This is a genomic window from Streptomyces sp. NP-1717, from assembly GCF_022695985.1.
Lineage (GTDB): Bacteria > Actinomycetota > Actinomycetes > Streptomycetales > Streptomycetaceae > Streptomyces.
Map to the genome: position 1 here is coordinate 1 of NZ_JAAPBF010000028.1, position 25,702 is coordinate 25,702.

The 25,702-nt window shown below is 72.1% G+C and carries 22 protein-coding genes and 2 pseudogenes; 8 read left to right on the top strand and 16 right to left on the bottom strand.

The window, feature by feature from the left end; genetic code table 11:
* Positions 1-126 precede the first annotated feature (126 nt).
* Entirely contained in the window at positions 127-1,158 is a 1,032-nt protein-coding gene (locus GXP76_RS08945) for a glycosyltransferase family 2 protein (RefSeq protein WP_242570900.1), read from the top strand.
* A gap of 92 nt (positions 1,159-1,250) precedes the next feature.
* Here the strand turns inward: GXP76_RS08945 and GXP76_RS08950 are convergent, their stop codons facing one another.
* From GXP76_RS08950 to GXP76_RS08965, 4 genes are all read right to left on the bottom strand, one after another.
* Positions 1,251-2,996: an LCP family protein gene (locus GXP76_RS08950; RefSeq protein WP_242570901.1), complete on the bottom strand. Its 1,746-nt coding sequence runs from the start codon at positions 2,994-2,996 to the stop codon at positions 1,251-1,253.
* Between the two features lie 70 nt (positions 2,997-3,066).
* Positions 3,067-4,938 (bottom strand): LCP family protein, encoded by a 1,872-nt coding sequence (locus GXP76_RS08955; protein ID WP_242570902.1) that lies wholly within the window; start codon positions 4,936-4,938, stop codon positions 3,067-3,069.
* 227 nt (positions 4,939-5,165) lie between these two features.
* Positions 5,166-6,650 (bottom strand): LCP family protein, encoded by a 1,485-nt coding sequence (locus GXP76_RS08960; RefSeq protein WP_374360291.1) that lies wholly within the window; start codon positions 6,648-6,650, stop codon positions 5,166-5,168.
* Between the two features lie 151 nt (positions 6,651-6,801).
* Positions 6,802-7,578, bottom strand: a complete 777-nt coding sequence (locus tag GXP76_RS08965) for a TIGR03089 family protein (RefSeq protein WP_242570904.1) — start codon at positions 7,576-7,578, stop codon at positions 6,802-6,804.
* A gap of 137 nt (positions 7,579-7,715) precedes the next feature.
* Between GXP76_RS08965 and GXP76_RS08970 the strand changes: the two genes are divergently transcribed.
* The 6 genes and pseudogenes from GXP76_RS08970 (at position 7,716) to GXP76_RS08995 (ending at position 14,447) form a co-directional block, all read left to right on the top strand.
* Positions 7,716-9,071, top strand: coding sequence for a peptidoglycan recognition protein (locus tag GXP76_RS08970; RefSeq protein WP_242570905.1), 1,356 nt, complete (start codon positions 7,716-7,718; stop codon positions 9,069-9,071).
* A gap of 63 nt (positions 9,072-9,134) precedes the next feature.
* On the top strand, positions 9,135-10,217 hold the full coding sequence (locus GXP76_RS08975) for an NDP-sugar synthase (RefSeq protein WP_242570906.1): 1,083 nt from the start codon (positions 9,135-9,137) through the stop codon (positions 10,215-10,217).
* 249 nt (positions 10,218-10,466) lie between these two features.
* Positions 10,467-11,522: pseudogene (locus GXP76_RS08980) on the top strand (ADP-ribosylglycohydrolase family protein); the annotation flags it as partial.
* Entirely contained in the window at positions 11,519-12,409 is an 891-nt protein-coding gene (rbsK, locus tag GXP76_RS08985; protein WP_242570907.1) for a ribokinase, read from the top strand. The pseudogene GXP76_RS08980 and the gene rbsK, both read left to right, overlap by 4 nt.
* The gene (locus GXP76_RS08990; protein ID WP_242570908.1) at positions 12,406-13,632 is read left to right on the top strand and encodes a CaiB/BaiF CoA-transferase family protein; all 1,227 of its coding nucleotides are present in this window, start codon (positions 12,406-12,408) and stop codon (positions 13,630-13,632) included. The genes rbsK and GXP76_RS08990 overlap by 4 nt, the downstream gene beginning before the upstream one ends.
* Positions 13,629-14,447, top strand: coding sequence for a CoA ester lyase (locus GXP76_RS08995; RefSeq protein ID WP_242570909.1), 819 nt, complete (start codon positions 13,629-13,631; stop codon positions 14,445-14,447). The genes GXP76_RS08990 and GXP76_RS08995 overlap by 4 nt, the downstream gene beginning before the upstream one ends.
* 79 nt (positions 14,448-14,526) lie before the next feature.
* Here GXP76_RS08995 and lgt read toward each other — a convergent pair whose 3' ends face one another.
* The 11 genes and pseudogenes from lgt to hisI form a co-directional block, all read right to left on the bottom strand.
* On the bottom strand, positions 14,527-15,501 hold the full coding sequence (lgt, locus tag GXP76_RS09000; RefSeq protein WP_242570910.1) for a prolipoprotein diacylglyceryl transferase: 975 nt from the start codon (positions 15,499-15,501) through the stop codon (positions 14,527-14,529).
* Positions 15,502-15,602: 101 nt separating this feature from the next.
* Positions 15,603-16,448, bottom strand: a complete 846-nt coding sequence (locus GXP76_RS09005) for a thioredoxin domain-containing protein (protein WP_242570911.1) — start codon at positions 16,446-16,448, stop codon at positions 15,603-15,605.
* A gap of 103 nt (positions 16,449-16,551) precedes the next feature.
* Positions 16,552-17,364, bottom strand: coding sequence for a tryptophan synthase subunit alpha (gene trpA, locus GXP76_RS09010; protein WP_242570912.1), 813 nt, complete (start codon positions 17,362-17,364; stop codon positions 16,552-16,554).
* Positions 17,361-18,599, bottom strand: coding sequence for a tryptophan synthase subunit beta (gene trpB, locus GXP76_RS09015; RefSeq protein WP_242570913.1), 1,239 nt, complete (start codon positions 18,597-18,599; stop codon positions 17,361-17,363). The genes trpA and trpB overlap by 4 nt, the downstream gene beginning before the upstream one ends.
* Positions 18,600-18,784: 185 nt before the next feature.
* The gene (gene trpM, locus GXP76_RS09020; protein WP_242570914.1) at positions 18,785-19,009 is read right to left on the bottom strand and encodes a tryptophan biosynthesis modulator TrpM; all 225 of its coding nucleotides are present in this window, start codon (positions 19,007-19,009) and stop codon (positions 18,785-18,787) included.
* A 6-nt stretch (positions 19,010-19,015) separates the two neighbouring features.
* Positions 19,016-19,825: an indole-3-glycerol phosphate synthase TrpC gene (gene trpC, locus GXP76_RS09025; RefSeq protein ID WP_242570915.1), complete on the bottom strand. Its 810-nt coding sequence runs from the start codon at positions 19,823-19,825 to the stop codon at positions 19,016-19,018.
* A 125-nt stretch (positions 19,826-19,950) separates the two neighbouring features.
* Entirely contained in the window at positions 19,951-20,388 is a 438-nt protein-coding gene (locus tag GXP76_RS09030; RefSeq protein ID WP_242570945.1) for a DUF2752 domain-containing protein, read from the bottom strand.
* A 290-nt stretch (positions 20,389-20,678) separates the two neighbouring features.
* Positions 20,679-20,918 (bottom strand): annotated as a pseudogene (locus tag GXP76_RS09035) (HGxxPAAW family protein); the annotation flags it as partial.
* 124 nt (positions 20,919-21,042) lie between these two features.
* Positions 21,043-21,726: a TIGR02234 family membrane protein gene (locus GXP76_RS09040; RefSeq protein WP_242570916.1), complete on the bottom strand. Its 684-nt coding sequence runs from the start codon at positions 21,724-21,726 to the stop codon at positions 21,043-21,045.
* The gene (locus GXP76_RS09045; protein ID WP_242570917.1) at positions 21,726-23,252 is read right to left on the bottom strand and encodes an anthranilate synthase component I; all 1,527 of its coding nucleotides are present in this window, start codon (positions 23,250-23,252) and stop codon (positions 21,726-21,728) included. Before GXP76_RS09045 ends, GXP76_RS09040 begins: the two co-directional genes overlap by 1 nt.
* Before the next feature lie 11 nt (positions 23,253-23,263).
* Positions 23,264-23,665, bottom strand: a complete 402-nt coding sequence (gene hisI, locus GXP76_RS09050) for a phosphoribosyl-AMP cyclohydrolase (protein WP_242570918.1) — start codon at positions 23,663-23,665, stop codon at positions 23,264-23,266.
* Positions 23,666-23,748: 83 nt separating this feature from the next.
* On the opposite strand from hisI, the gene GXP76_RS09055 reads away from it, so the two are divergent.
* Positions 23,749-24,381 (top strand): TIGR03085 family metal-binding protein, encoded by a 633-nt coding sequence (locus GXP76_RS09055; protein WP_242570919.1) that lies wholly within the window; start codon positions 23,749-23,751, stop codon positions 24,379-24,381.
* Positions 24,382-24,398: 17 nt separating this feature from the next.
* On the opposite strand, the gene GXP76_RS09060 is transcribed toward GXP76_RS09055, so the two are convergent.
* A complete protein-coding gene (locus GXP76_RS09060) occupies positions 24,399-25,694 on the bottom strand; it encodes an MFS transporter (RefSeq protein ID WP_242570920.1) in 1,296 nt (431 codons plus the stop codon).
* Between the last annotated feature and the right edge of the window lie 8 nt (positions 25,695-25,702).

The window sequence follows — 25,702 nt, forward strand, 5'->3', positions numbered from 1 at the left end:
GGGGACGCAACGTAGGCCCATACGATCAGCAGCCTTGCGCTGAGCCCGCCCGACGCGCGTCGCAGTCCCCCATTCGCGGTAACGTGGCGGTCGGTGAACCCCTCTCCCTGACGCCCGAAGGATCACATGCCTGCCCAGCCCCCCGCCGTCTCCGTGATCATGCCGGTGCTCAACGAGGAACGGCATCTGAGGAACTCCGTCCAGCACATCCTGGAGCAGGAGTACGACGGCGAGATGGAAGTGGTCATCGCGCTCGGTCCGTCCACGGACCGCACCGACGAGATCGCGGCCGAACTCGTGCGCGAGACGGCGGACAGCGACCGCGCCCGCGTGCAGACCGTGCCCAATCCGACCGGCCGCACGCCGGCGGCGCTCAACGCGGCCATCAAGGCGTCCAAGCACCCCGTCGTCGTGCGCGTCGACGGCCACGGCATGCTCTCGCCGAACTACATCTCCACGGCCGTACGGCTCCTGGAGGAGACGGGCGCGCAGAACGTCGGCGGCATCATGAACGCCGAGGGCGAGAACGACTGGGAGCACGCCGTCGCCGCGGCGATGACCTCCAAGATAGGGGTCGGCAACGCGGCCTTCCACACGGGCGGCTCGGCGGGCCCCGCCGAGACCGTCTACCTGGGGGTCTTCCGGCGGGCCGCGCTGGAGCAACAGGGCGGCTACAACGAGGAGTTCATCCGGGCCCAGGACTGGGAGCTGAACTTCCGCATCCGTGAGGCCGGCGGTCAGATCTGGTTCTCGCCCGAACTGCGCGTCCAGTACCGGCCGCGGCCGTCCGTCCGGGAGCTCGCCAAGCAGTACAGGAACTACGGCCGTTGGCGCCACGTCGTCGCCCGCTTCCACTCGGGCTCGATCAATCTGCGCTACCTCGCCCCGCCGGTCGCGGTCTGCGCCAACGTCCTGGGCGTCGTCGTCGGCCTGGCCTTCACACCCTGGGCGCTCGTCGTCCCCGGCGGCTACCTCGCGGCGATCGTCGCGGGCTCCGTACCGGCGGGCAGGGGCCTGCCCCTCAAGGCGCGGCTCCAGATCCCGCTCGCACTCGCCACGATGCACATGTCGTGGGGGGTCGGCTTCCTGACCAGCCCGCGCTCGCTCGCCAGGAAGGTCATCGCGAGCCGCCGCCCGGCGGTCCAGCAGACCGTCTGAGCAGGTCCGATACATACGAAGGAGCCCCGGGGCGCATCGCCCCGGGGCTCCTTGTTTCCGTCCGAAGTCCCATACGGACGGTACGGCCCGCTCTAGAAGGTGAAGCCCGGCTGGATCTCCATGCACTCGGTGTCGTCCGCGCCGTTGAGCGCCCGCGCCGTGTCCGGCGTTTTGTCCTCGTCCTTCGCGGCCGACTTCGGGTACGTGTCACCCGTACGCCAGTCGGCGCCCACGACCAGCGTCACACCCGACACCTCGGTCGACTTCTTCGCCGAACTCACCGGAATGCCGAGGGACTTGGCGACCGCCTGCGCGTCGCCCTCCAGGTCCGCGCTGGGGAACAGGACCTCGGTACGCGCGGTCGCGTCGGGCGTCACGTCCGCCACGGCCTTCGTGTAACCCTCGGCGGCCAGAAGCCCCGCGACCGCCGTGGCCCGCTGCGGCGTCGGCGCCTGTGTGTCGCTGCCCGTGCCGTTGCGGACGAGCACCCCGGTCTCCGCCGGAGCCGCCGCCGGGTCCTTGGACTCGGCCGGGGGCTTGCGCTTGGACGCCTTGCCGTCCAGCGGCACGTCGTCGCGGACCATGTCGAACAACTGCTCGGCGTCGCCCGGCTTCGGGAACACCCGCCCGGACTCGCTCCCCTCGCCGTACACATTCGGCATCGTCGCCATCGTGATGCGGTTCGTGGGTACCTGCTTCAGCTCTTCCGCCAGGTCGTAGAGCTTCTTCACGCCGCCCAGGCCCTTGTCGACGGTCAGCGCGTCGGTGGCCGCCTCGGCGAGGCTCATCAGCTTTCCCGGGTCGGTCAGCTTGGCGCCCTTGCGCAGCTCCCGGACCATGGAGTTCATGTACATGTGCTGGGCGTGGGTGCGGGCGAGGTCGCTGCCGTCCTCGAAGCCGTAACGCGTACGCAGCCACTGGAGCGCCTGCTCGCCCTGGATGACGTTCTCGCCCTTCTCCAGCTTCAGCCCCGAGCCCTTGCCCTCGGCGTTGCGCGAGTGGACGTTCTCCTGGACGCAGACCGGTACGCCGCCGATGGCGTCCGCCATCGACACCACACCCGCGAAGTCGATCATCATGAAGTGGTCGATCGTGATGCCGGTGAGCTCGTACCAGGTGGCCACCGTGCAGCCCGGACCCCCGCGTCCCAGGCTCTCGTTGGTCTGTACGTTGCCCGTGCTCGCCGGGTAGACCTTGCCGGTTTCCGGGTCGGTGCACTTGGGCATCTTCAGCATGGTGTCGCGCGGCATGCTGACCACCGACATGTTGCTGCGGTCGGCCGACACATGGAGCAGCATCTGCACGTCGGCCAGGGGCGGGCCGCCGAAGGTCTCCTTGGCGCCGCCGAGTTTCTGATTCGCCTTGGAGTCACGGGCGTCGGAGCCGATGAGCAGGATGTTGAGCGGCGTCTGGCCCGCGGAGTTGGCCTTGTGGTCGGCCATCGGCTTGTCGCCGAGCGTCAGGTCTTCCTTCTTGAGCTTGCCGTCGAGATGGCGGTAGTAGAGGTATCCGGCGCCGGCCGTGCCGAGTATCAGCACGGCCAGGACGGCGGAGGCCCAGCGCAGTATCCGGCGTTTGCCACGCCGGTCGCGCGGACGCGCGCCGTCGCGGCGGGGGCCGCCCCTTCTGGCCCGGCCCGAGCCGTCACCGCCGCCGGACGCGGCGTCGCCGGAGCCGGACCCCGAGTCGCCGTTCGCACCGCCGCCGGCGCCCGACGTCGCATCGGGCCCGCTCGCGGGCGCGCCAGGACCGTCCTCGTACAGACTGTCGTCCCAGCCCAACTCACCGGCGTGCGAGACGCGTTGCCGTGTTCGCTGTCTGCGCGTGCTCTGTTCCACCCCGTGCCCCCTACCCCTGTCGCTCAAGCGCTCCGTGCGAGCAGGGGCTCCGGACGCACCGGGGCCCGGCTCACTTGGCGCACACTTGCTTGTCGGCTTCCACCTTCTGCACGCCGTCCGGCGCCTTCGCCGGTCCGACGATGGGCACGCCCGCACCCTTGAAGTCCGCACCGAGCGTCAGGGTCATCGCCTGAAGGCCCTCGGCGTCCTCCTTGCCCGGCTTCATCGCCGCGGCGGGCAGGCCCATCATGTCCGCGAGACGGCGGGCCTGGTCCGCCTGGTTCGGTGCGTACTCCAGCGACGTCTTGTCCAACTCCTCGGGCGCGTTGCCCTTGTTGGTGGACTTCGGTACGCCTTCCTCGTTCTGGAGCCAGGCGAGCGTCTCCTGGGCGGAACCCTGCGGCCCGCCGCCGTTGAACACATCGACCCTGACATCGGCGGGAGCCGCCTTGGTTCCCTTGAGGAGCGCCGCCTGCTTGCTCTTGGCGGCCTTCTCCTGCTCCTTCACGGCGGTGAGGGAGGTGTCGTTCTGCATCATCGCGAACAGCGGCTTCGCCTTCGCCTCGTTCACCACGACGGTCGCCTTGACGACCTCCGCGGGGTTGTCTATCACGGGGAGCGTGGTGAAGCTGATGTTCTTGGGATTGACCTTGGCCAGCTCCGTACCGAGGTCGCGCAGCTTCTCGATGCTGCCGATCCCCGTGTCCACCGTGAGCGCGTCCGTCGCCGCCGACGCCAGGTCCCACAGCTTCGAGGGGCTGGTCAGGGTCTCGCTGGACTTCATCTTGCGGATCATGGCGCTCAGGAACTGCTGCTGGGTCTGGATCCGGTCCAGGTCGCTCTCGTTGCCGAAGCTGTGGCGCGTACGTACGAAGGCCAGAGCCTGCTCGCCCTTGATGACGTGCTTGCCCTTGCTCAGCTTCAGATGGGAATCGGGGTCGTCGACGTCCTTGGCGACGCACACCTCGACACCGCCGACCGCGGTCGTCAGTGTCTTCACCGCGTTGAAGTCGGCCATCATGAAGTGGTCGACCGTCAGCCCGGTCAGCTCCTTGACCGTACGCATCGTGCAGCCCGGGTCCCGCTCGGACTGGCCGAGGCTGGTGTTGAAGCGGACGCCCTGCTCGCCCGGGACGATCTTCTTGCCGGACTCGGTGTTCGTCTCGCAGTCCGGGATGTCGGTGATCAGGTCGCGGGGGATGGAGAGCGCGGTCGCGTTCGTCCGGTCCTTGGAGACATGGAAGAGGATCGTGGTGTCGGCGTGACCGACGCTGTCCTTGTCGCCGTACCCCTCGTTGCCGGACCCGGTGCGCTTGTCGGTGCCGATCACCAGGATGTTGACGGCCTGGTCCTTCTTGAACCCTCCGGTGCCCGCGCCCTCGACGTCGATCGTGCTGATGTTGCCGTTGAGCTCCTGGTACGCGTAGTAGGCGGCGCCCGCGCCGCCGACGAGGATGAACGCCGTGATGCCGCCCGTCCAGCCGAGGATCTTCTTCTTGCGGGACTTGGGCGGCGCCTTGCGCTTGCGGCGGCCCGCGCCCGCGGCGCCCGCCGCGTCGGCGTTGTTCGCGGCGCGGCGTCCGCGCTGGGCGGGCACGTCCCGGCGGGAGGTGCCCGAAGTGCCGGTGGAGCCCGAGGAGTTACGGGCGCGCGGGATGCTCGCGGCCGCGTCGTCGGTGGCACCGGCCGCACCGGCGCCCGCTCCCGCGGCGCCGGGCGCTCTGCGGTCTCTGGCGGAGCGTCCCTGCTGCGAACCGTCCGTGGTCGGCGCGTTTCTCGACCGGCGAGGAGCGTCGTGCCCGTTTCCCGTGTCACGGGAAGGGCCGGACGACTGCCCTTCGGAGTGGTTCAGTCGCAATTCGTAATTGCCGGTCTGCGGGTTGAGTACCCACTGGTCGGCGGGATCGATCCCGTCGCCTTGTCCACGGCCTTGCGCATCCACGGTTGCTTGAGTCCTCCGTCGGTGCCACGCGAAGCGCTTCATCCCCCAAAAGCGCTCGGTCTTTCGATCCGGCGGTGCGCGCGACCTCCACGGTCCGCTGTACCGGATCGCGTCACACTATCCGCCCTGTTCAGCGTCCAGCGACGTTGGTGACAAATTCGACTCCTCTTACAAGGGGGCAATCTGCCCAATCGTCATAGACTGCCGACCCCTACTTGGTATTGCTTTTACTCACACAGGCCGGCGGCGGCATTTGTGCCCGGGAAAGACGGAGTCGGAGTGGCGCTCGACGATCCCATGTCGTCCGGCTTTCCGTCCGTCTTCGCACTTTCTTCGTCACGTTGGGTGTCCCCTCCGTTGTTTCCGCCGTTCCGCTCCTGGCCCGCGGGGACGACCGAGACGGGCTCGTCCTCGCGCAGTTGCGTGAACAGCTCCCCCGCGTCGGGCTGCACCAGCTCGTCACGGTTCGGGTCATTCACATAAGGCTGTCGCGGTACGGTCAGGAATTGCACCTTTTCCGTCGGTACGTTCCGCAGGCCGCGTGCCAGGTCGTACAGATCCCTGAGCGTGTTCAGTCCGGGATCGGTCGTCAGCGACTTGGTCGCCGCGTCCAGCACCGGATACAGCCGGGTCGGATTGAGCAGAACACCGTTGCTCTGCACCTTCTTGACCAGCGAGCCGAGGAACTGCTGCTGGCGCTCCATCCGTTCGGTGTCGCTGCCGTCGCCGATCGTCTTGCGGGCCCGTACGAATCCGAGCGCTTCCTCGCCGGTGAGGGTCTGCTTGCCCGCCGGAAGCTTCAAATGCGCGTCGCTGTCGTCCACCGGCTTCTTGAGACAGACGTCGACGCCGTCGACGGCGTCCACCATGTCCTTGAACCCGCTGAAGTCGACCACCATGTGATGGTCGACGCGGATACCGGTGAGCTTCTCCACCGTGCGGACCGCGCACGCCGTACCGCCGAACTGGAAGGCCCAGTTGAACTGCGCGGACTGCTTGCGTGAGCGCTTGCCGTCCGAGGTCTGGCAGCTCGGGATCTCGACCATCAGATCGCGCGGGATGGAGACGGCGGTCGCGCTCTGCCGGTCGGCGGCGAGGTGCAGCAGGATCGTGGTGTCGGAGCGCTGCGAACCGCCGTCGTCGCGCCCGTACTTGCCGTTGCCCTCACCGGAGCGGGTGTCGGAGCCGATCAGCAGGATGTTCTTCGCGTCGACGGCGATGGGCTTGGGGCGTTCCTTCTCGTACGTCCGCAGCTCGGCCTCGGCGGTGGTGTCGGTGGTGATGTTGCTGTCGAGCTTCTGGTAGAACCACCAGCCGACGCCGGAGGCGGCGAGGACGACGACGGAGGTGCCGAGGGCGGTCCAGCGCAGCCAGTGGCGTCTGCGCGGGGCGTCGGCGTCGTCGGTCTCGGTGGCGGGAGGAGCGGCGGGGGCGTCGGGTTCATCGGACGCCTCGGCCTTCCCGTCGGCCTCCGTTCCGGGCTCCGTTCCGGCCGTCGCTCCGTCTTTGGCCCCTGCGGCTTCGGCGGTCTCGGTGGGCTCGGCGGTCTTCTCCGCTTCGGGCTCCCGCGCCCCGGCCTTCTCCGCTCCGGCACCGTCCGCACCGGCCGTGTCCGCCGAGGTGTCGTCGCCGTCGGACCCGGGCGACGCGGTCGGCGGCTCGTCGTCGGCCCGGGGGTCCGGTTCGGGCGGCGTGCCAGCACTGTCGGTCACGGGCGAGTCCATCCTTCATGGCGTCGGCGGCGTACGGCTCCGCCGGTTTCAGGGGTAGACGGTCGAACCGCACGCTTGGTTGTGCACTGAACGGGATCTACCGACGATCATCTACCGGAGGCCGCGTTCCGCGCCGGAACCGGTCGGGCCATCAGCTCACCGTGTCGCCGTCCGCCGTGCCGGTGACGCGCTCGCTCTCGATCCGCTTGGCCAGCCCCTCCGCCGGCAACCGGTCCATGTTGCGGCACAGCACCACCGAGGAGCCCGCGGCGAGCGGCGCGTACAGCCCGGCCGAGAGCCCCTCCCAGGAGTCGTACGGCCTGTCGGACAGGAGCCGGGCGCCGGGCGCCGTCAGACCGAGGGCCTTGGCGTCGGCGCGGGCCCGCTCGACGACCTGGGCCGCCGTCAGCGCCGTACCGGCGACGACGAGCGCGGGCGCGTCGGGGTCCACCGGGGCGAACGGGGCGAAGCGGTCGCCCTGGCCGGGCACCTCGACCGCGTAGTCCGCGAACCCGTCGGGCGCCTGGGGGAAGCGGCCCCCGAGCGGACGGAGCGCGAGCGCCAGCCGCTCGCCCCGGCAGGCGCGGGCGGCGGCGAGGTCGTCCGGGGCCGGACCGCTGACGACGACATCCGCGCCGGCCGGGTCGCCGCCGATCTCGACGCACACCCCCACCGAGGAACAGGCGAGCAGCCAGACGGCCGTCTGCCAGTGCGCGGGCAGCAGCAGCGCGAGCCGGTCGCCGGGCGCGGCGGCGAGGTCGCCCTGGAGGAGATTGGCGGTCTTGGACACCCAATTGGCGAAGGTGGCCACGGACAATTCCACGCGTTCACCGGTGGCATCGTCGTAGAAGGTGACCAAGGGGCGGGCCGGATCCGTGGCGAGAGCGGATCGCAGCAGGTCGGCGGGGGTGCGGTCGCTGGCGTTCACGCGGGCAAGCGTACGCCGGGGCATCGGGGGCGCACCGCCGTACCGGTGACACCGTCCACCGGTTGGTCCGATGGCCCGTCAGTTTCCGCGGGTGCTCCCGGAAGGCGGGCGCGGCCGGCCGGCCGCACGATCGGAACATGCGTGCATTCCTGTCATCCTCGATCGGCGTCGCGTGTGCCGCGGCTCTCGTACTCCCGCTCTCTCTGCCCTCCGGGGCTGTGGCGGCTCCGCACGACGCCCGGGCGGGCTCATCCGTTCCGGGCTTCACCGAGTCGCTGCCACTCCTTCCGCTCGGGTCGGAACGCTCCTCCGGTGTCGCCACCGAGCAGGGGCTGCCCCAGCGGGACGTCCAACCCTTCTCGCTCGTCGGTGTCGTCTGGGACGACGCCGACGCCGAACTGCACGGCTCGGTCCAGGTCAGGAACCGGTCCGCCGAAACGGGCAGCTGGTCCGGCTGGCAGAACCTGGAGACGCACAACGCCGAGCACGGCGCCGACCCCGGTACGCCGGAACGCGACTCCGGCACCGTACGGGGCTCGACGGCTCCTCTGTGGGTCGGTGCGTCGGACGGTGTCCAGGTACGGGTCCGGGCGGACGACGACGCGGACGCGGGCCACGCGCCGCTGCCCCGCGGGCTGAGCCTGGAACTCGTCGACCCGGGGGAGGCACCGGAACAACTGCCGGTGGCGCGGACCGACGCCTCGCGAGACCAGACGGCCGCGGACGTCACGGACCCGGACGCCACGGACACCGACACCGACACCGAGAGCGGGACCGAGACGGACGGCACCGACGAGGACGCCGCCACGGACTTGGACGACGGCACGGGCCTGGACATCGGCGACGACGGCACCGTCACGGACACCGGCGTAGCCGCCGGGCCGCACACCGCACCGCGCCCGAAGATCATCTCGCGCAAGGGGTGGGGCGCCGACGAGAAGCTGCGCGAGAAGCAGTTCGGCTACACGAAGACGGTGAAGGCAGCCTTCGTCCACCACAGCGCGACCGGCAACAACTACACCTGCAAGCAGGCGCCCTCAGTCATTCGCGGTATCTACCGCTACCACGTGACGAGCAGCGGCTGGCGGGACATCGGCTACAACTTCGCCATCGACAAGTGCGGAAACATCTACGAGGGGCGCGCCGGGGGCGTGACGAAGGCGGTCATGGGTGCTCACACCCTCGGTTTCAACACGAACACCACAGGCATCGCCGTCCTCGGCTCGTACTCGACCACCAACCCGCCCGCCGCGGTCACGACCGCTGTGGCCAGGCTCAGCGCCTGGAAGCTCGGCCTGCACGGGATCAACCCGCGGGGCAAGGTGACACTGACGTCGGGCGGAAGCAACAAGTACCAGAAGGGCCGGAAGGTCAGCATGAACGCGGTGTCCGGCCACCGGGACGGGTTCGTGACGGACTGTCCGGGCAACAAGCTGTACAGCAAACTCGGCTCGGTCCGTGTGTCCGCCGCGAAGTACCAGGGACGCTCCTAGACTGGCCGGTCACCCCCCGGACGGGGGGACCACCGGCCCCAGCAGGAAGCAGAGACGAACAAGGTGACTGAAGCGATCCTCCTGGTCGGTGGCAAGGGCACCCGGCTCCGGCCGCTCACGGTGCACACGCCCAAGCCGATGGTTCCGGCGGCCGGTGTCCCGTTCCTCGCACACCAGTTGGGACGGGCGCGGGCCGCCGGTGTCGAGCACATCGTCCTCGCGACGTCCTATCTGGCCGAGGTCTTCGAGCCGTACTTCGGGGACGGCTCGTCCCTCGGCCTGCGGCTGGAGTACGTCACCGAACACGAGCCGCTCGGCACCGGCGGTGCCATCCGCAACGTCGCCTCCCGGCTGGACTCCGGGCCCGACGACCCGGTGCTCATCTTCAACGGCGACATCCTGACGGGCCTGGACATCGGTGCGCTGGTCGACACCCACGCGTCGGCCGGGGCGGACGTCTCGCTGCATCTGACACGGGTCGACGACCCGAGGGCGTTCGGGCTGGTGCCGACCGACGACAGCGGCCGGGTCACGGCGTTCCTGGAGAAGCCGCAGACCCCGGAGGAGATCGTCACCGACCAGATCAACGCGGGGGCGTACGTCTTCCGCCGCTCGGTGATCGACTCCATCCCGGCCGGGCGCCCGGTGTCGGTCGAACGTGAGACGTTCCCTGGCCTGCTGGAGGCGGGCGCGCATCTGCACGGCATGGTCGACTCCACGTACTGGCTGGACCTGGGCACGCCACAGGCGTTCATCCGCGGCTCGGCGGACCTTGTCCTGGGCGTGGCCCCGTCCCCGGCGGTCCCGGGCCGCTGCGGCGACCGCCTCGTCCTCCGGTCGGCCACGGTGGCCCCGGACGCGAAGCTCACGGCGGGCACGGTGATCGGCGCGGGCGCGGTGGTCGCGGAGGGCGCCCGCATCTCGGGCAGCGCGATCCTGGACAACGCGGTGATCGGCCCCGGCGCGGTCATCACGGACTCCCTGGTGGGCGCGGGAGCGCGGGTGGGCGCGCGCACGACGCTGTCGGGCACGGTGATCGGCGACGGCGCGACGGTGGGCCCGGACAACGAACTCCACGCGGGAGCCCGCGTCTGGTGCGACACGACGCTGCCCCCTCGCTCGATCCGCTTCTCGTCGGACGAGTAACCGGCCCCGGCCTCGCCGGACGGGCATGTCAAGCCCGTCCGGCATCGGGCGAGGAGAGCAGCCCGCCTTATCGTCCCGGGCTCGTCCCGCCGGACGGGCATGTCAAGCCCGTCCGGCGATTGAGGACAAAGAACCCCGGCCCGTCGGGCCCGCCGCTCACCAGGGGCCCGGCTGGTCCGGAGGCACGGGGCCCGGGGCCCGCCCCCGGTTTCGGGAAGGGGCGGGGCTGGGGAAGGAACACCCCTCGGCAGACACCAGGCGCACGCCGCCTGGCTCGGCCGCGCCGCCGGCTGTCTCCTCGGGAAGCCCGTCGAGAAACTCCCGCTCCCCGCCATCCGCGCACTCGCCCGCGCCGCCGGCAACTGGCCCCTCACCACCTGGTTCACCGCCAGGAACGTCCCGGCGGACCTCCTTGCCGCGCACCCCTGGAACCGGCGCTCCGCCGACAACTCCCTCGCCGAGAACATCGACGGCATGCCCGAGGACGACGATCTCAACTACCCCCTCCTCAACGTGCTGTTGCTCCAGCGGTACGGCCGTGACTTCCGCACCTGCGACGTCGCGCTCCTGTGGCTCGACCAGTTGCCCGCCGGGCGTACGTTCACCGCCGAGCGCGTCGCGTACCGCAATCTGCTCTCCGGGATCGAGCCGCCCGGCACCGCCCGGCACCACAACCCGTTCCGGGAGTGGATCGGCGCGGCTATCCGCGCGGACGTGCACGGGTGGGCGCACCCCGGCGACCCCGCGTCGGCCGCCGCCCAGGCGTACCGGGACGCGACGCTGACGCACACCGCCAACGGCGTGTACGGCGCGATGTTCGTCGCGGCCACGATCGCCGCCGCGGGCCGCGGCCCCCTCGGCGCCGCCGACGTACACGCCTGCCTGCGCGCCGGACTCTCCGTCGTCCCCCCGCGCTCGCGCCTCGCCGGGGCCGTCCGCCAGGCGATCCGGCTCGCCCGCTCCCACCCCGATTTCGACACCGTCGTGGACCACCTGCACGCCGCCCACGGCCACTACCACTGGGTCCACGCCGTCCCCAACGCCGCCCTCCTCGCCGCCGCCCTCACCCACGCCGACGGGGACTTCACCGGCTCCATCTGCCGCGCCGTGTCCGGCGGTTGGGACACCGATTCCAACGGCGCGACGGCCGGCTCCGTCGCCGGTCTGCTCGCCGGTCACCCGGACCGGCTGCCCGAGCGGTGGACGGCGCCGCTCAAGAACCGTCTCGCCACCTCCGTCGCCGGATTCGACGGCATCGGTTTCGACGAACTCGCCCGACTCACCCAGGAGGCACTCCGCCCATGACCGGCATCGTGGTGCTCGGCAGCACCAACATGGATCTCGTCGCGTACGTCGCACGGGCCCCGAAGCACGGGGAGACCGTCACGGGCCGTGAATTCCGTACGGTCCCCGGCGGCAAGGGCGCCAACCAGGCCGTCGCCGCCGCCCGCGCCAGCGGCGACGTGGCGATGATCGGCCCGGTGGGCACCGACGAGTTCGGCGCACTGCTCCGGCACACGCTCACCTCGTCCGGCGTGGACACCGACCTCCTGCACACCGCCGAAGGCCCCTCCGGCATCGCGCACATCGTCGTGGACGACGAGGGCGGCAACGCGATCGTCGTCATCCCCGGCGCGAACGGCACCGTCACCGCGCTCGGCCCCGGCGAGGAGACCGTCATCACCGCCGCCGATTCCCTGCTCCTCCAGCTCGAACTCCCGCTGAGCGCCGTGCTCGACGGCGCGCGGGCGGCGCGCCGGCACAGGGTGCGGACGATCCTCACGCCCGCCCCCGTCCAGCCCCTGCCGCCCGAACTCCTCGCCGCCACCGACCTGTTGGTCCCCAACGAGCACGAGGCCGCCGCGCTCGCGGGCGTCGCCGATCCGTACGGCGCGGCCGAGGTGCTGCTCCGTCAGGTCCCCGAGGTCGTGATCACCCTGGGCGCCGCGGGGTGTCTGTACGCGGAGCGCGGCGCCGTGCCCGTCACCGTCCCAGCGCCGAAGGTCACCGCCGTGGACACGACGGCCGCCGGGGACACGTTCGTCGGCGCGCTCGCCGTGGCGATCGGTGAGGGCCGCCCGATGACCGAAGCGACACGGTGGGCGTCGGCCGCCGCCGCGCTGTGCGTCCAGCGGCACGGGGCCTCCACGTCCATGCCGTACCGCTCCGAGATCGACGAGGCCGCCTCGTGACCACCGGCACCCGGTCGGACGACCCGACGGCCCCCGCCGCTCCCCCGCTGGACGGCCTGCGCGTCCTCGACCTCGCCACGCTCTTCGCCGGGCCCCTCGCCGCGACGATGCTCGGCGACTTCGGCGCCGAGGTGATCAAGGTCGAGCACCCCACGCGACCCGACCCGTCGCGCGGCCACGGCCCCGCGAAGGACGGTGTCGGCCTCTGGTGGAAGATCCTCGGCCGCAACAAGCGCACCATCACGCTCGACCTCGGCAGCCCGGCGGGCCGGGACGTCCTGCTGCGGCTCGCCGCCGACGCTGACGTGATCGTGGAGAACTTCCGCCCCGGCACGCTGGAGAGATGGGGCCTCGGCTGGGCCGAACTCTCCGCCGTCAACCCCCGGCTGGTGCTGGCCCGCGTCACCGGCTTCGGTCAGTTCGGCCCGTACTCGCACCGGCCCGGGTTCGGCACGCTCGCCGAGGCGATGAGCGGGTTCGCCGCCATGACCGGCGAGCCCGACGGGCCGCCGACGCTGCCCCCGTTCGGTCTGGCCGACTCGATCGCCGCGCTGGCCACCGCGTACGCCGTGATGACCGCCCTCAACGGCCGGGCCTCGTCGGGCCGGGGCCAGGTGGTCGACCTGGCGATCATCGAGCCGATCCTGACGGTGCTGGGGCCGCAGCCCCTCTGGTACGACCAGCTCGGCTACGTACAGCCCCGTACCGGCAACCGCTCCCGCAACAACGCGCCCCGCAACACCTACCGCACCGCCGACGGCTCCTGGCTCGCGGTGTCCACCTCGGCCCAGTCGGTCGCGGAGCGTGTGATGCGGCTGGTGGGCAGGGAGGAGTTGATCGACGAGCCGTGGTTCGGCACGGGCGGCGGCCGGGCGGACCACGCCGACGAGCTGGACGGGGCGGTCGGCGGCTGGATCGCCCGGCATTCGCGCGACGACGCGATCGCCGCGTTCGAGAAGGCGGAGGCGGCGATCGCGCCCGTCCATGACATCGGCGACGTCATGAGCGATCCGCAGTACCGGGCGCTGGGCACCGTCACCGAGGTCCAGGATCCCGAGCTGGGCCCCATCCGTATGCAGAACGTCCTCTTCAGGCTCTCCGAGACCCCCGGCTCCATCCGCTGGGCGGGCCGCCCCCATGGCGCCGACACGGACGCGGTCCTCACCGAGCTGGGTCTGTCGGCGCCGGAGATCGCGGGCCTCCGTGAAGAGGGCGCGCTGTGACCGGCCGTCCGGGGTTCACCCCGCATCCCCCGCTCACCTGGCTGTACGCGCCCGGGGACCGGCCCGACGTCGTACAGAAGGCGCTCGCGTCCGGTGCCGACGCGGTGATCGTCGATCTGGAGGACGCGGTGGCCGCCGACCGCAGGGAGTACGCGCGCTCCGCGACGGCCGAGCTGCTGGCCTCGCCGCTGCCCACGCCGGTCCATGTGCGGATCTCCGGCGAGGGCGACATCGCGTCGCTGGTCGGCCTCCCCGGCCTGGCCGGGCTGCGGCTGCCGAAGGTGACGCACGCCTCCGACATCCACCGGGTCGCCGCCGTCGCCCCGGACACACCCCTGTACGCGCTGCTCGAATCCGCCCTCGGCATCGAGAACGCCCACGCCGTCGCCACGGCCCACCCCTTGGTGCGCGGTGTCGCGCTCGGCGAGGCCGACCTCCGCGCCGAGCTGGGCGTGGGGGACGACGCCGGGCTGGACTGGCCGCGCGGCCGTGTCGTGGTGGCGGCGCGGGCCGCCGGCCTGCCGGCCCCCGTGCAGTCCGTCCATCCCGACGTACGGGACCTGGAGGGGCTTGCGGCCTCCTGCGCGCACGGCCGCTCGCTCGGCTTCCTCGGTCGCTCCGCGATCCATCCGCGCCAGCTGCCGGTGATCGAGCGCGCGTATCTCCCGACGGCGCGGGAGGTCGAGTCGGCGGCGGAGATCGTCGAGGCGGCGGCGGGGAACGCGGGGGCGCAGGCGCTGCCGGACGGGCGTTTCGTGGACGCGGCGATCGTGGCGGCGGCCCACCGCACGCTGTTCCTGGCGGCTCGGGGGTAGGGACGGCAGCGGAAAGGGCCGCCGGGCCTCGTTCAGAGGTCCGGCGGCCCTTCGCGGTGCTGCTGGGGCGGCGCGCCCGTCAGACCTTCTTGGCCGCCGCGGCGTCCGTGGCGTCCGTGGCGTCCGTCGCGTCCTCGGCGTCCGCGTCCGCGTCCGCGCCGGGAGCGTCGTCCTTGGCCCCGGCGGTCGTGACGTCGCCGTCCTCGGCCTTCGTGTCCTTGGCGTCCTTGCCGAGCAGCTCGCGGTCCGGCTCGACGATCTCCTCGCGACCCGGCCTGATCCGCGCCGAGACGACGATGTAGGCCACGGCCAGCACGAAGACGATGATCGCGGTCCACACGTTGAGGCGCAGGCCCAGCACGTGGTGCGCCTCGTCGACGCGCATGTACTCGATCCAGGCGCGGCCTACACAGTAGGCGGCGACGTAGAGCGCGAACGCGCGTCCGTGGCCGAGCTTGAAGCGGCGGTCGGCCCAGACGACGAGCAGCGCGACGCCGACGCACCACAGCGACTCGTAGAGGAACGTCGGGTGGTAGAGGCCGCTGTCCCGGTTGGCGCCGTCGCTGATCTCCAGCGCCCACGGCACGTCGGTGGCCTTGCCGTACAGCTCCTGGTTGAACCAGTTGCCCCAGCGGCCGATGGCCTGGGCGAGCACGATGGCGGGTGCGATGGCGTCCGCGTACGCCGGCAGCGGGATCCCCCGGCGGCGGCAGCCGATCCACGCGCCGACGGCGCCGAAGGCGATCGCGCCCCAGATCCCGAGGCCGCCCTCCCAGATCTTGAAGGCGTCGACCCAGTTCTTACCGTCGCTGAAGTACAGCTGGTAATCGGTGATCACGTGGTAGAGCCGGCCGCCGACGAGTCCGAAGGGCACGGCCCAGACGGAGATGTCGGCCACGGTGCCGGCCTTGCCGCCGCGGGCGATCCAGCGCCTGTTGCCGTACCAGACGGCGACGAAGACACCGAGAATGATGCAGAACGCATAGCCGCGCAGCGGGAGTGGTCCGAGATGGATCACGCCGCTCGACGGACTGGGGATGTAGGCAATGTCCATGGCGGTTCCGACGCTACCGTGCCGGGCGGGGCCTGCGGCAACCCGCCCGGCAACGTCTGGGTAACGAGCCCGCGCGAAAACGGCGCCGCGCGGCCCCTGGGTCAGGAGGGCGAGGCGCCCGTGGCGGGCGGTGTCGCCGGTGCGGTGCCCGGCTGCTTGCCCTTGTTGGCCTCCGTGACCCACCTTTTGAAGTTGGCCGGGGTGATGTTCTCGGCGCCCTTCTTGGGGAAGACGGATTCACCGTTGAGCAGGACGGTCGGCGTGCCGCTGAAGCCGCCGTTCTGGAATGCGCTGTTCGAGTTCATCACCCATTTGTCGTGCTTGCCGTCCTCCACGCACTGGCGGAAGCCGGGGGCCGACTCCAGGCCGTCGACCTTGCCCGCCAGCTCCAGCAGCCGCGCGTTGTCGGCGAAGGCGTCGTCCGGCTCCGGCGGCTGCTCGCGGAACAGGGTGTCGTGGTACGGCGCGAACTTGCCGACGTCCTGGGCACATGCCGCCGCGTTGGCCGCGCGCAGCGAGCCGCTGCCGCCCATGTTGCCGTCGATGATCGTGGCGAGGTGGTAGTCGACCTTGAGCTGCCCGGCGGTCTCCAGCTCCTTGATCGTGTCCCTGAACGCGTTCTCGAACTGACCGCAGGCCGGGCAGCGGAAGTCCTCCCACACCGTGAGGGTGGACGGCGCGTCGCTCCTGCCCACGGGGATCGACAGCTCGTCCTTGCCCTGCGCGCCCGACGGGGCGAGCACGGGGCCCGCGGCGCCGCTGCCGCCCTTGTCCTTGTTCGCGTTGCTCGCGACGAGTCCGATCGCCGCCGCCGCGCCCAGCACGCCCACCACCGCCGCCGAGACGACCAGGGTGCGCTTGCGGCGCTCCCGCCTCTTCTCCTGCTCACGCTGCACCTGGAGCCGCTCTCGGGCGCTCCTCTTTGCCTCACGGTTCTTCTCGCTCACGCCTGGGCAACGAACCGGGGAGGCGCGTACGCACCTCCCCGGTCCCATGTCCACCCGTACGAGGGACCCCCGGGGGTCCCACGTCCGTCAGCGCTTGCGAACGTCAGCGCTTGCGAACGCCCTCGGCCAGCTCGGCGGCCAGCCCCCGGACCGCCGCCACTCCGGTCTCGCGGTCGGGCGCGTCCAGCATCAGTTTGACGAAGGCCGAGCCGACGATGACCCCGTCGGCGAAGGCGGCGACCTCGGCGGCCTGCGCCGCGTCGGACACCCCGAGCCCGACGCACACCGGCAGATCCGTGGTGGCGCGGGTCCGCCGCACCAGCTCCTGGGCCTGCGCGCCGACCGACTGCCGGGTGCCGGTGACTCCCATGAGGGAGGCGGCGTAGACGAATCCGGAGCCCACGGCCGTGATCTTCGCGAGGCGGTCGTCCCGGCTGCTCGGCGCGACGACGAAGACGGTGGCGAGCCCGTGCTTGTCGGCGTGCTGCCGCCACACGTCGGACTCCTGGACGGGCAGGTCGGGCAGGATGCACCCGGCGCCGCCCGCCTCGGCCAGCTCAGCGGTGAACCGCTCGATGCCGTACCGGTCGATCGGGTTCCAGTACGTCATGACCAGCACCGGCTTTCCGGTGGCCTCGTACGCCTCGCGGACCGTGCGCATCACGTCCGCGATCCGCACGCCTGCCTTGAGGGCGATGTCGTCGGCGGTCTGGATGACGGGGCCGTCGAGCACCGGGTCGCTGTGCGGGAGCCCGACCTCGACGACGTCGGCGCCACCGTCGAAGACGGCCTTCACGGCGTCGATGCCGCCGTCCACCGTGGGGAATCCGGCCGGCAGATAGGCGATGAGCGCGGCGCGCCCCTCGCTCCTCGCACCGGCGAGGGTGTCACTCAACAGCTGGATGTTGCCGCTCACTTGGCGCTCTCCCCGTCGTACAGCCCGAAGTAGCGGGCAGCGGTGTCCATGTCCTTGTCGCCGCGCCCGGAGAGGTTGACGACGATCAGACCGTCCTTCCCCAGCTCACGGCCGACCTCCAGCGCCCCGGCGAGCGCGTGCGCGCTCTCGATGGCCGGAATGATGCCCTCGGTCCGCGACAGCAGCAGCAGCGCCTTCATGGCGTCGTCGTCCGTCACGGCCCGGTACTCACCGCGTCCGCTGTCCTTGAGGTACGCGTGCTCGGGGCCGATGCCCGGGTAGTCGAGCCCGGCGGAGATCGAGTACGGCTCGGTGATCTGGCCCTCGTCGTCCTGGAGGACGTAGGACCGTGAACCGTGCAGGATGCCCGGCTCGCCGGCGCTGAGGGTCGCCGCGTGCTCGCCGGTCTCGATGCCGTGGCCCGCGGGCTCGCAGCCCACCAGCCGTACGGCCTCGTCGGCGAGGAACGCGTGGAAGAGGCCGATCGCGTTGGACCCGCCTCCTACACAGGCGACGGCCGCGTCGGGCAGCCGGCCCGCCCTCTCCAGGAGCTGGCGCCGCGCCTCGACACCGATGACGCGGTGGAAGTCGCGCACCATCGCGGGGAAGGGGTGCGGTCCGGCGACGGTGCCGAACAGGTAGTGCGTACGGTCCACGTTGGCGACCCAGTCGCGGAACGCCTCGTTGATGGCGTCCTTCAGAGTGCGGCTGCCGGACGTGACCGGTACGACCTCGGCGCCGAGCATCCGCATCCGGGCGACGTTGAGCGCCTGGCGCTCGGTGTCGATCTCGCCCATGTAGATGGTGCATTCGAGTCCGAACAGCGCGCAGGCGGTCGCGGTGGCGACGCCGTGCTGTCCGGCGCCGGTCTCGGCGATGACGCGGGTCTTGCCCATGCGCCTGGTGAGCAGCGCCTGGCCGAGCACGTTGTTGATCTTGTGGGACCCGGTGTGGTTCAGGTCCTCCCGCTTGAGGTACACCGTGGCGCCGCCGGCCTCCTCGGCGAACCGCGGGACCTCGGTGAGCGCGCTGGGGCGGCCGGTGTAGTTGACCAGCAGGTCGTTCAGCTCCGCCGCGAAGACGGGGTCGCCCTTGGCCTTCTCGTACTCGACGGCGACTTCGTCGACGGCGGCGACGAGCGCCTCGGGGATGAACTTGCCGCCGAAGGCGCCGAAGTAACCCTCGGCGTTCGGGCTCAGGCCCGTGGGGTCGGGGATGAAGAACTCGGTGGTCACGGATGGATCTCCTCGTGAGGCGACGGGTGTGGGTGACACCGGGTGCGCCAACGGCGAGTCGGCCCCGCACGCGGCGTGGAGCCGGGAGGGGGCGGTGGTCTCCGAGGACCGGCCCTGCGGACGTGCGCGGGCCGGGCGCGACGGCGTGGGCCACGGGCCGCCCGCGTGGGCGGGCGGTCGTGCGGCTACGGGGTCGCGCGGTGGTCGCGGTCGGAAGGGCCTCGCCGGGGCGCGGCCCGGCGCCATCGCATGCCGTTGACCTGACCGGGTTCGTCACCGATCACGTACCGCACCCGCCGTCCGTGCACGCGCCGCGCGGGGGCCCGGCAGCCGCGCGGACGGCACCCGCGCGCCAGCGGCGCGTGGGGCGCGCGCACGGCGGCGGGCCTTCCGGAGGCGGGCACGGGCATCGGGGGTCAGCCCCGTCCGTGCCGCAGCGCGGGGTGGGCACCGGCGGCGACGAGGTCGGCCACTGCCACCTTCGGGTCGCGCCCGGTGACGAGGGATTCGCCGACGAGGACCGAGTCGGCGCCCGCGTTGGCGTACGCGATGAGATCGTGCGGTCCGCGCACACCGGATTCGGCGATCTTGACGATGCCGTCCGGGATCTCGGGGGCGAGCCGCTCGAACGTGCCCCGGTCGACCTTCAGGGTCTTCAGGTCGCGCGCGTTGACCCCGATGATCTTCGCTCCGGCCTCGACCGCGCGCTCCACCTCGTCCTCGTCGTGCACCTCGACGATCGGGGTGAGTCCGATGGACTCGGCGCGCTCGATGAGCGAGACGAGCGCGGGCTGTTCCAGGGCGGCGACGATCAGCAGGACGAGGTCGGCGCCGTACGCGCGGGCCTCCCACAGCTGGTACGCCGTGACGATGAAGTCCTTGCGCAGGACGGGGATGTCGACCTTGGCGCGGACGGCTTCGAGGTCGGCCAGCGAGCCGCCGAAGCGGCGCTGCTCGGTCAGTACGGAGATGACGGACGCGCCGCCCGACTCGTAGTCGGCGGCCAGTCCCGCGGGGTCGGCGATCGCGGCCAGCGCGCCCTTGGAGGGGCTGGAGCGCTTGACCTCGCAGATCACCGTGACGCCCTCGCCGCGCAGTGCGGCGACGCCGTCCTTGGCCGGCCGCGCCTTGGCCGCGCGCTCCTTGAGCTCGTCGAGGCCGACACGCGCCTGCCGCTCCGCGAGGTCGGCGCGTACGCCTTCGATGATCTCGTCGAGCACACTCACGCGAGCGGCCCCCTTCCGGGAACGATGTCGGATTGAGCCATGGATGAGGATCAGCCATGCCGATGGTATCCGGAGGAGGGCCGGGGGCCCGCATCCGCTGGTCGAGCATCCCATCACCTGGGACTTCAGGGCGCGAACGACGAGCCGAAAGGCATGTTCCGTACCACGGTGAAAACCAGGATCACCGCTCCGGCGGCCCATCCCGCGAAGGATGGCACCGCGACACGGGTCCGCGTTCCCCGAAGGACGTGAATCAGCCACATCAGCCACACCACGGCGAAGATCGCGTAGCCGGCGACCGCGAGCGCGTTGGCGCCGAGGGCGGCGGCGAGGTCACCGTGCGCGACGGCGTGGGCGCTGCGCAGTCCGCCGCAGCCGGGGCAGTACAGGCCGGTCATGCTGAGCAGCGGGCAGACGGGGTAGTGGCCGCTCTCGTTGGGGTCGACCAGGCCGACGTAGGTGAAGGCGGCGACGACGCCGGTGAGCGTGCCCAGGGGGGCGAGAAGCCGCCGGGCGCGGGTCGCCGGAGCGGGGGCCGGGGGCGGCGCGGCGGGTGCAGGCATGGCGTCCACCCGGTGATTGTCCCCCGTGGGGGCGCGAAAGCGCAGCCGCCCCCGGGCTCGCGCGTCGCCCGTGCGTCGCTCGCGCCGCCCCGGCGCGCCCGCGTGCCGCGCGGGACGCGGGAAGGCGCGGCCCGGGGTTGCCGGGCCGCGCCTTCCTGTCGCGAGTGCGCGGGTACGTACGCGAGGACGCGTTACGCGGTCTGCTGAGCCGGCTCGGCCTGCGCGGCGTGCGGCTGACCGGTCGGGTGGCCCTCGCCACGCTCGACGGCCTCGCGCTCCGCGCGGTCCAGGGACGCCCGTGCGGCCTCCACCCGGGCCTGCTTGGCGGCTTCGGACTCCTTGGCCGCGCCGAGGCCCGCGGCCCTCATGGCGAGGCCGACGATGCCGCCGAGGAGGACGACCGCGAGGCCGCCGACGAACCCGATGGGATCGGCCGCCACCATGAAGACGCCTGCGATGCAGAAGCCGATGACAGAGATGGTGACACCGGTCCAGGCGGCCGGGGTGTGTCCGTGGCTGCTGCCCGCCATTGAATTCGCTCCTCGTTGGTGATGTGCCGCGGTGGTCGCGCGCTGGGTGAGCCGAACGCTCACGGTTCATTGTCCCGCACCGTCGGCGTTCCCCGTCGAGGGGGTCGCGATGCGCGGACCCCTGCTAGCCGGTCGGGTCCTCGCCCCGGTCCAGTGCCTTCCAGATGTCCTCGGGCCGCTCGGGGTCCGCGGCGGGCCCGGTGGCCTTGGTACCACTGGCGGCGGGTCCGCGGACGCGGGCGGCGCGCGGGGTGCCGTCGCGTTCGTAACGGCCCGACATGGTGGGCCAGTGTGATCCGTACCTCAGGGCCAGGAGCCCGGCGAGCAGGATCAGTACGCCGCCGGCCGCCGTCACGTACGGCCACGCGGTGTGGGTGAGGGCGGCGACGGTCGCGGCGGTGTCACCGGTCGTGCGCGCGGCCTCGTCGTCGAGCGCGGCGCTGTCGCTCGCGCCGATGAGCGCGGCCACGGTGGCGCCCGCGCCGCTGAGGGTGAGCAGCGCGGAGACCAGCAGCCGGCCGGCGGCGCGGACGGCGAAGACGGCGACGAGGGCGGCCAGGCCGACGACGGCGAGCGCGGCCGGGACGCCGGTGACGTCACGGCCTCCGGCGTCGAGCGACACGGTGCCACCCGCCACGGTGGCGCTGCCCTCGGCCCAGGTCTGGCCCGAGGCGATCAGCACCACGGCGGCGCCCGCGGCGCCGAGGAGGAGGGCGATGCCGAGACTCCGGCCGGCGCGCCTTCTCGTGGCGTCGGCCGGGGTCGCGGCACGGGGCTGGGGAATGGGTACGGCAGTCACCCGACCCACTATCCCCTACCGGTGCCGGCCGTCTCGGACGGGCCTCCCAGCCGGTTCGCGGTGTGCACGGCGCGCAGGACGGCGGCGGCCTTGTTGCGGCACTCCGTGTCCTCGGCGACGGGGTCGGAGTCGGCGACGACACCGGCGCCCGCCTGGACGTAGGCGGTGCCGTCCCGGAGCAGGGCCGTACGGATGGCGATGGCGGTGTCGGAGTCACCGGCGAAGTCGAGATAGCCGACGCAGCCTCCGTACAGACCGCGCCGTGAGGGTTCCAGTTCGTCGATGATCTGCAGGGCGCGGGGCTTGGGGGCGCCGGAGAGCGTGCCGGCGGGGAAGCAGGCGGTCAGGACGTCGAAGGCGCTGCGGCCTTCGGCGACCCGGCCGGTGACGGTCGAGACGATGTGCATGACGTGCGAGTAGCGCTCGACCGACATGAAGTCGACGACCTCGACGCTGCCGGGCTCGCAGACCCGCCCGAGGTCGTTGCGGCCCAGGTCGACCAGCATCAGGTGCTCGGCGCGCTCCTTGGGGTCGGCGAGCAGTTCGTCGGCGAGGGCCTGGTCGTGCTGCGGCGTCTCGCCGCGCGGGCGGGTGCCGGCGATGGGGTGGACCATCGCGTGCCCGTCCTCGACCTTGACCAGCGCCTCGGGACTGGAGCCGACGACGTCGAAGCCGTCGAAGCGGAAGAGGTACATGTACGGGCTCGGGTTAGTGGCACGCAGCACCCGGTAGACGTCCAGCGCGCTCGCCCCGCAGGGGGTCTCGAACCGCTGCGAGGGCACGACCTGGAAGGCTTCGCCCGCCCTGATGCGCTCCTTGATGTCCTCGACGGCCTCCTGGTAGGCGGCGCCGCCCCAGAGCGCGGTGTACGGCGGCAGTGCGGACGGCGGCAGTGCGGTGGGGGCGCTGTCGACGGGGCGTGTCAGGTCACGCTCCATGGCGTCGAGCCTGCCGACGGCGTCCGCGTAGGCCTCGTCGACGCCCGTGTCGAGGTCGTTGTGGTTGATCGCGTTGGCGATGAGCAGGACGGTGCCGGAGCGATGGTCGAGGACGGCGAGGTCGGAGGTGAGAAGCATCGTCAGCTCGGGCAGGTGGAGGTCGTCGCGCGCGTGGTCGCCGATCTTCTTCTCCAGCCGGCGGACGACGTCGAAGCCGAGGTAGCCGACCATGCCGCCGGTGAAGGGCGGCATGTCGTTCTCGTGGTCGTGGAGGGTGCGCGGTGTGTGGAGGGTCTCCACGGTGGCGCGCAGGGCGGCCAGCGGGTCGCCGTCGAGGGGGACGCCGACGGGCGGGGTGCCGAGCCAGTGGGTGTGCCCGTCGCGCTCGGTGAGGGTGGCGGCGGACCGTACGCCGATGAAGGAGTAGCGCGACCAGGAGCGGCCGTTCTCGGCGGATTCGAGGAGGAAGGTCCCCGGGCGTTCGGCGGCGAGCTTGCGGTAGAGACCGACCGGGGTGTCGCCGTCCGCGAGGAGCCTGCGGCCGACCGGGATGACACGGCGGTCGACCGCCAGCTTGCGGAAGGTGTCGAGATCCATGGCCGGTGAGCTTAGTGGTCGGCGGGGCCGGTGGCCGTCGTCGTCGGCAGGAGGACGTCCGCGTCGAAGCAGGTCCGGTCGCCGGTGTGACAGGCGGCGCCCACCTGGTCGACCTTGAGGAGGACGGTGTCGGCGTCGCAGTCGAGCGCGACGGACTTCACGTGCTGGACATGGCCGGAGGTGTCGCCCTTGACCCAGTACTCGCGGCGGCTGCGGGACCAGTAGGTGCCGCGTCCGGTGGTGAGGGTGCGGTGCAGGGCCTCGTCGTCCATCCAGCCCAGCATCAGCACCTCGCCGGTGTCGTACTGCTGGGCGACGGCCGGGATCAGCCCGTCGGCGCCGCGCTTGAGCCGGGCGGCGATGGCGGGGTCGAGGCCACTGGTGGGGCCTGGGCCCCCGGTCGCGCTGGTCATGGGGCCATTGTGCCGCGCGCGGGCCGTTCACCGGCGGGACGTCCACTGGGCGGACCGTGCGGGTCGGTCGTACGCTTGCGAGCATGTCGACCCATGCAAAGCGTGAACGACTTCTGCTCGCCGATCTGTTGGAGGCGGCGGGACCCGACGCCCCGACTCTGTGCGAAGGCTGGAACGCCCGTGATCTCGCGGCTCACGTGGTGGTGCGCGAGCGGCGCCCCGACGCGGCGGGGGGCCAGGTCATCGGCCCGCTCAGGAGCCGGCTGGAGCGGGTGCGGGGCGAGTACGTGGCGAAGCCGTACGAGGAGCTGATCCAGCTCATCCGTACGGGACCGCCCAGGATGTCGCCCTTCGGGATCAAGCAGCTCGACGAGGCGGCGAACACCGTCGAGTTCTACGTCCACGCCGAGGACGTACGGCGGGCGCAGCCCGACTGGACGCCCCGTGAGCTGGACAAGGTCTTCTCCAACGCCCTGTGGGCGAGGCTGGAGAAGGGCGCCCGGATGATGGGCCGCAGGTCGCCGGTCGGTCTGGTGCTGCGCCGTCCGGACGGGCAGACGGCGGTGGCGCACCGGGGCTCGCCGGTGGTGACGGTCACCGGGGAGCCGAGTGAGCTGCTGCTGTTCGTCTTCGGCCGGCAGGAGGCGGCCCGCGTGGAGGTGGAGGGCGACAAGGAAGCGGTCGACCAGGTGCGGCGGGCACAGCTCGGGATGTAGCGCCTGCCCGGTCCGGCTCAGGCGCCGGGCAGTTCGGCGCGGCGCAGGGTGGTGAACGCCAGGCCCAGCGCGCCGCCCGCCGCGCAGACGGCGGCGCTGACGGCGAAGACGGGGCCGGTGCCCCAGAGGCCGACGGCGGCGCCGGTCACCGGGTAGCTGAGGGGTGCGATGCCGAGGGTGAAGAGGGTGGTCACCGATGTCACCCGACCGAGGTACCCGGGTTCGGTGACCGTCTGGGTCAGCGCCCCGCAGAGCCCGCCGCCGAGGCCGGCCGACAGGCCGACGAGGAGGCCCGCCGCGGCGGCGAGGGCGACGGTGGGTACGAAGGCGACGGCGCCGACGGCGAGGGAGCCGGCGACGACGGAGAGGCACAGGACCAGGCCCGCGCGGGGGATGCGTCCGCGGACCGCCAGCAGCAGCGAGGCGGCGCCGGCGCCGATGCCGAAGGCGGCGACGATCCAGCCCATGCCGCCGGCGCCCCAGCCCCGTTCCTGTGCGAGCAGGACGAGGCCGAGGTTGAGCGGGCCGACGAAGCCCAGCTCACTGAGCGCGATGACGAGCACCAGCGGGCCGAGGACGCGGTGGCGGCGGATGTGGCGCAGACCGTCGGTGAGTTCGCGCCAGGCACTCGCCGGTGAGGGGGCCGGTTCGCTGCGGGCCGGGGTGATGTCACGAGCGGGCAGGGGCGTCATCCGTACGGAGACGAGCAGGACCAGCGATACGGCGAAGAGCCCGCCCGCCACGGCGAAGGCCGCCGCGGGCCCGCCGAACGCGACGAGGAGCCCGCCGAGCGGTCCCCCGGTCGCATTGGCCACGCGCGCCCCCAGGCCGCGCAGCCCCTGCACCCTGGCGAGCTGTCGGGGCGTGGTGATCCGGGGCGGCAGAGCGCCGACGGCGGGCAGGAAGAGGGCGTCCACGACGCCGAAGACCAGAGCGACGGCGATCAGCAGCCAGGGGCCGGGGGCGGTGAAGAACAGGACCACGGCGATGGCCAGGATCACCACGCAGCGGGCGGCGTCGCTGCCGATGACGACACGGCGCGGGCCCCACCGGTCGGCGAGGACTCCCCCGCCGAGCATCAGGACGGCGCGCGGCACGGCTCCCACGGCCAGGACGAGGCCGGCCTGGGTGGGGCTGCCGGAGCGGGTGGCGGCCCACGCCAGCGCCATGTAGTACACGCTGTCGCCGACCATCGACATGGTGTAGGCCGCGAGCCAGCGCAGGACGTTCGCGTCACGGTGGGCGGGCCGCTCGGGCTCGGCCGAAGGCGCGGGCGCGGATTCGGTGGTCCGGGGTACGACCGTCTCGCTCATGGGGGCGT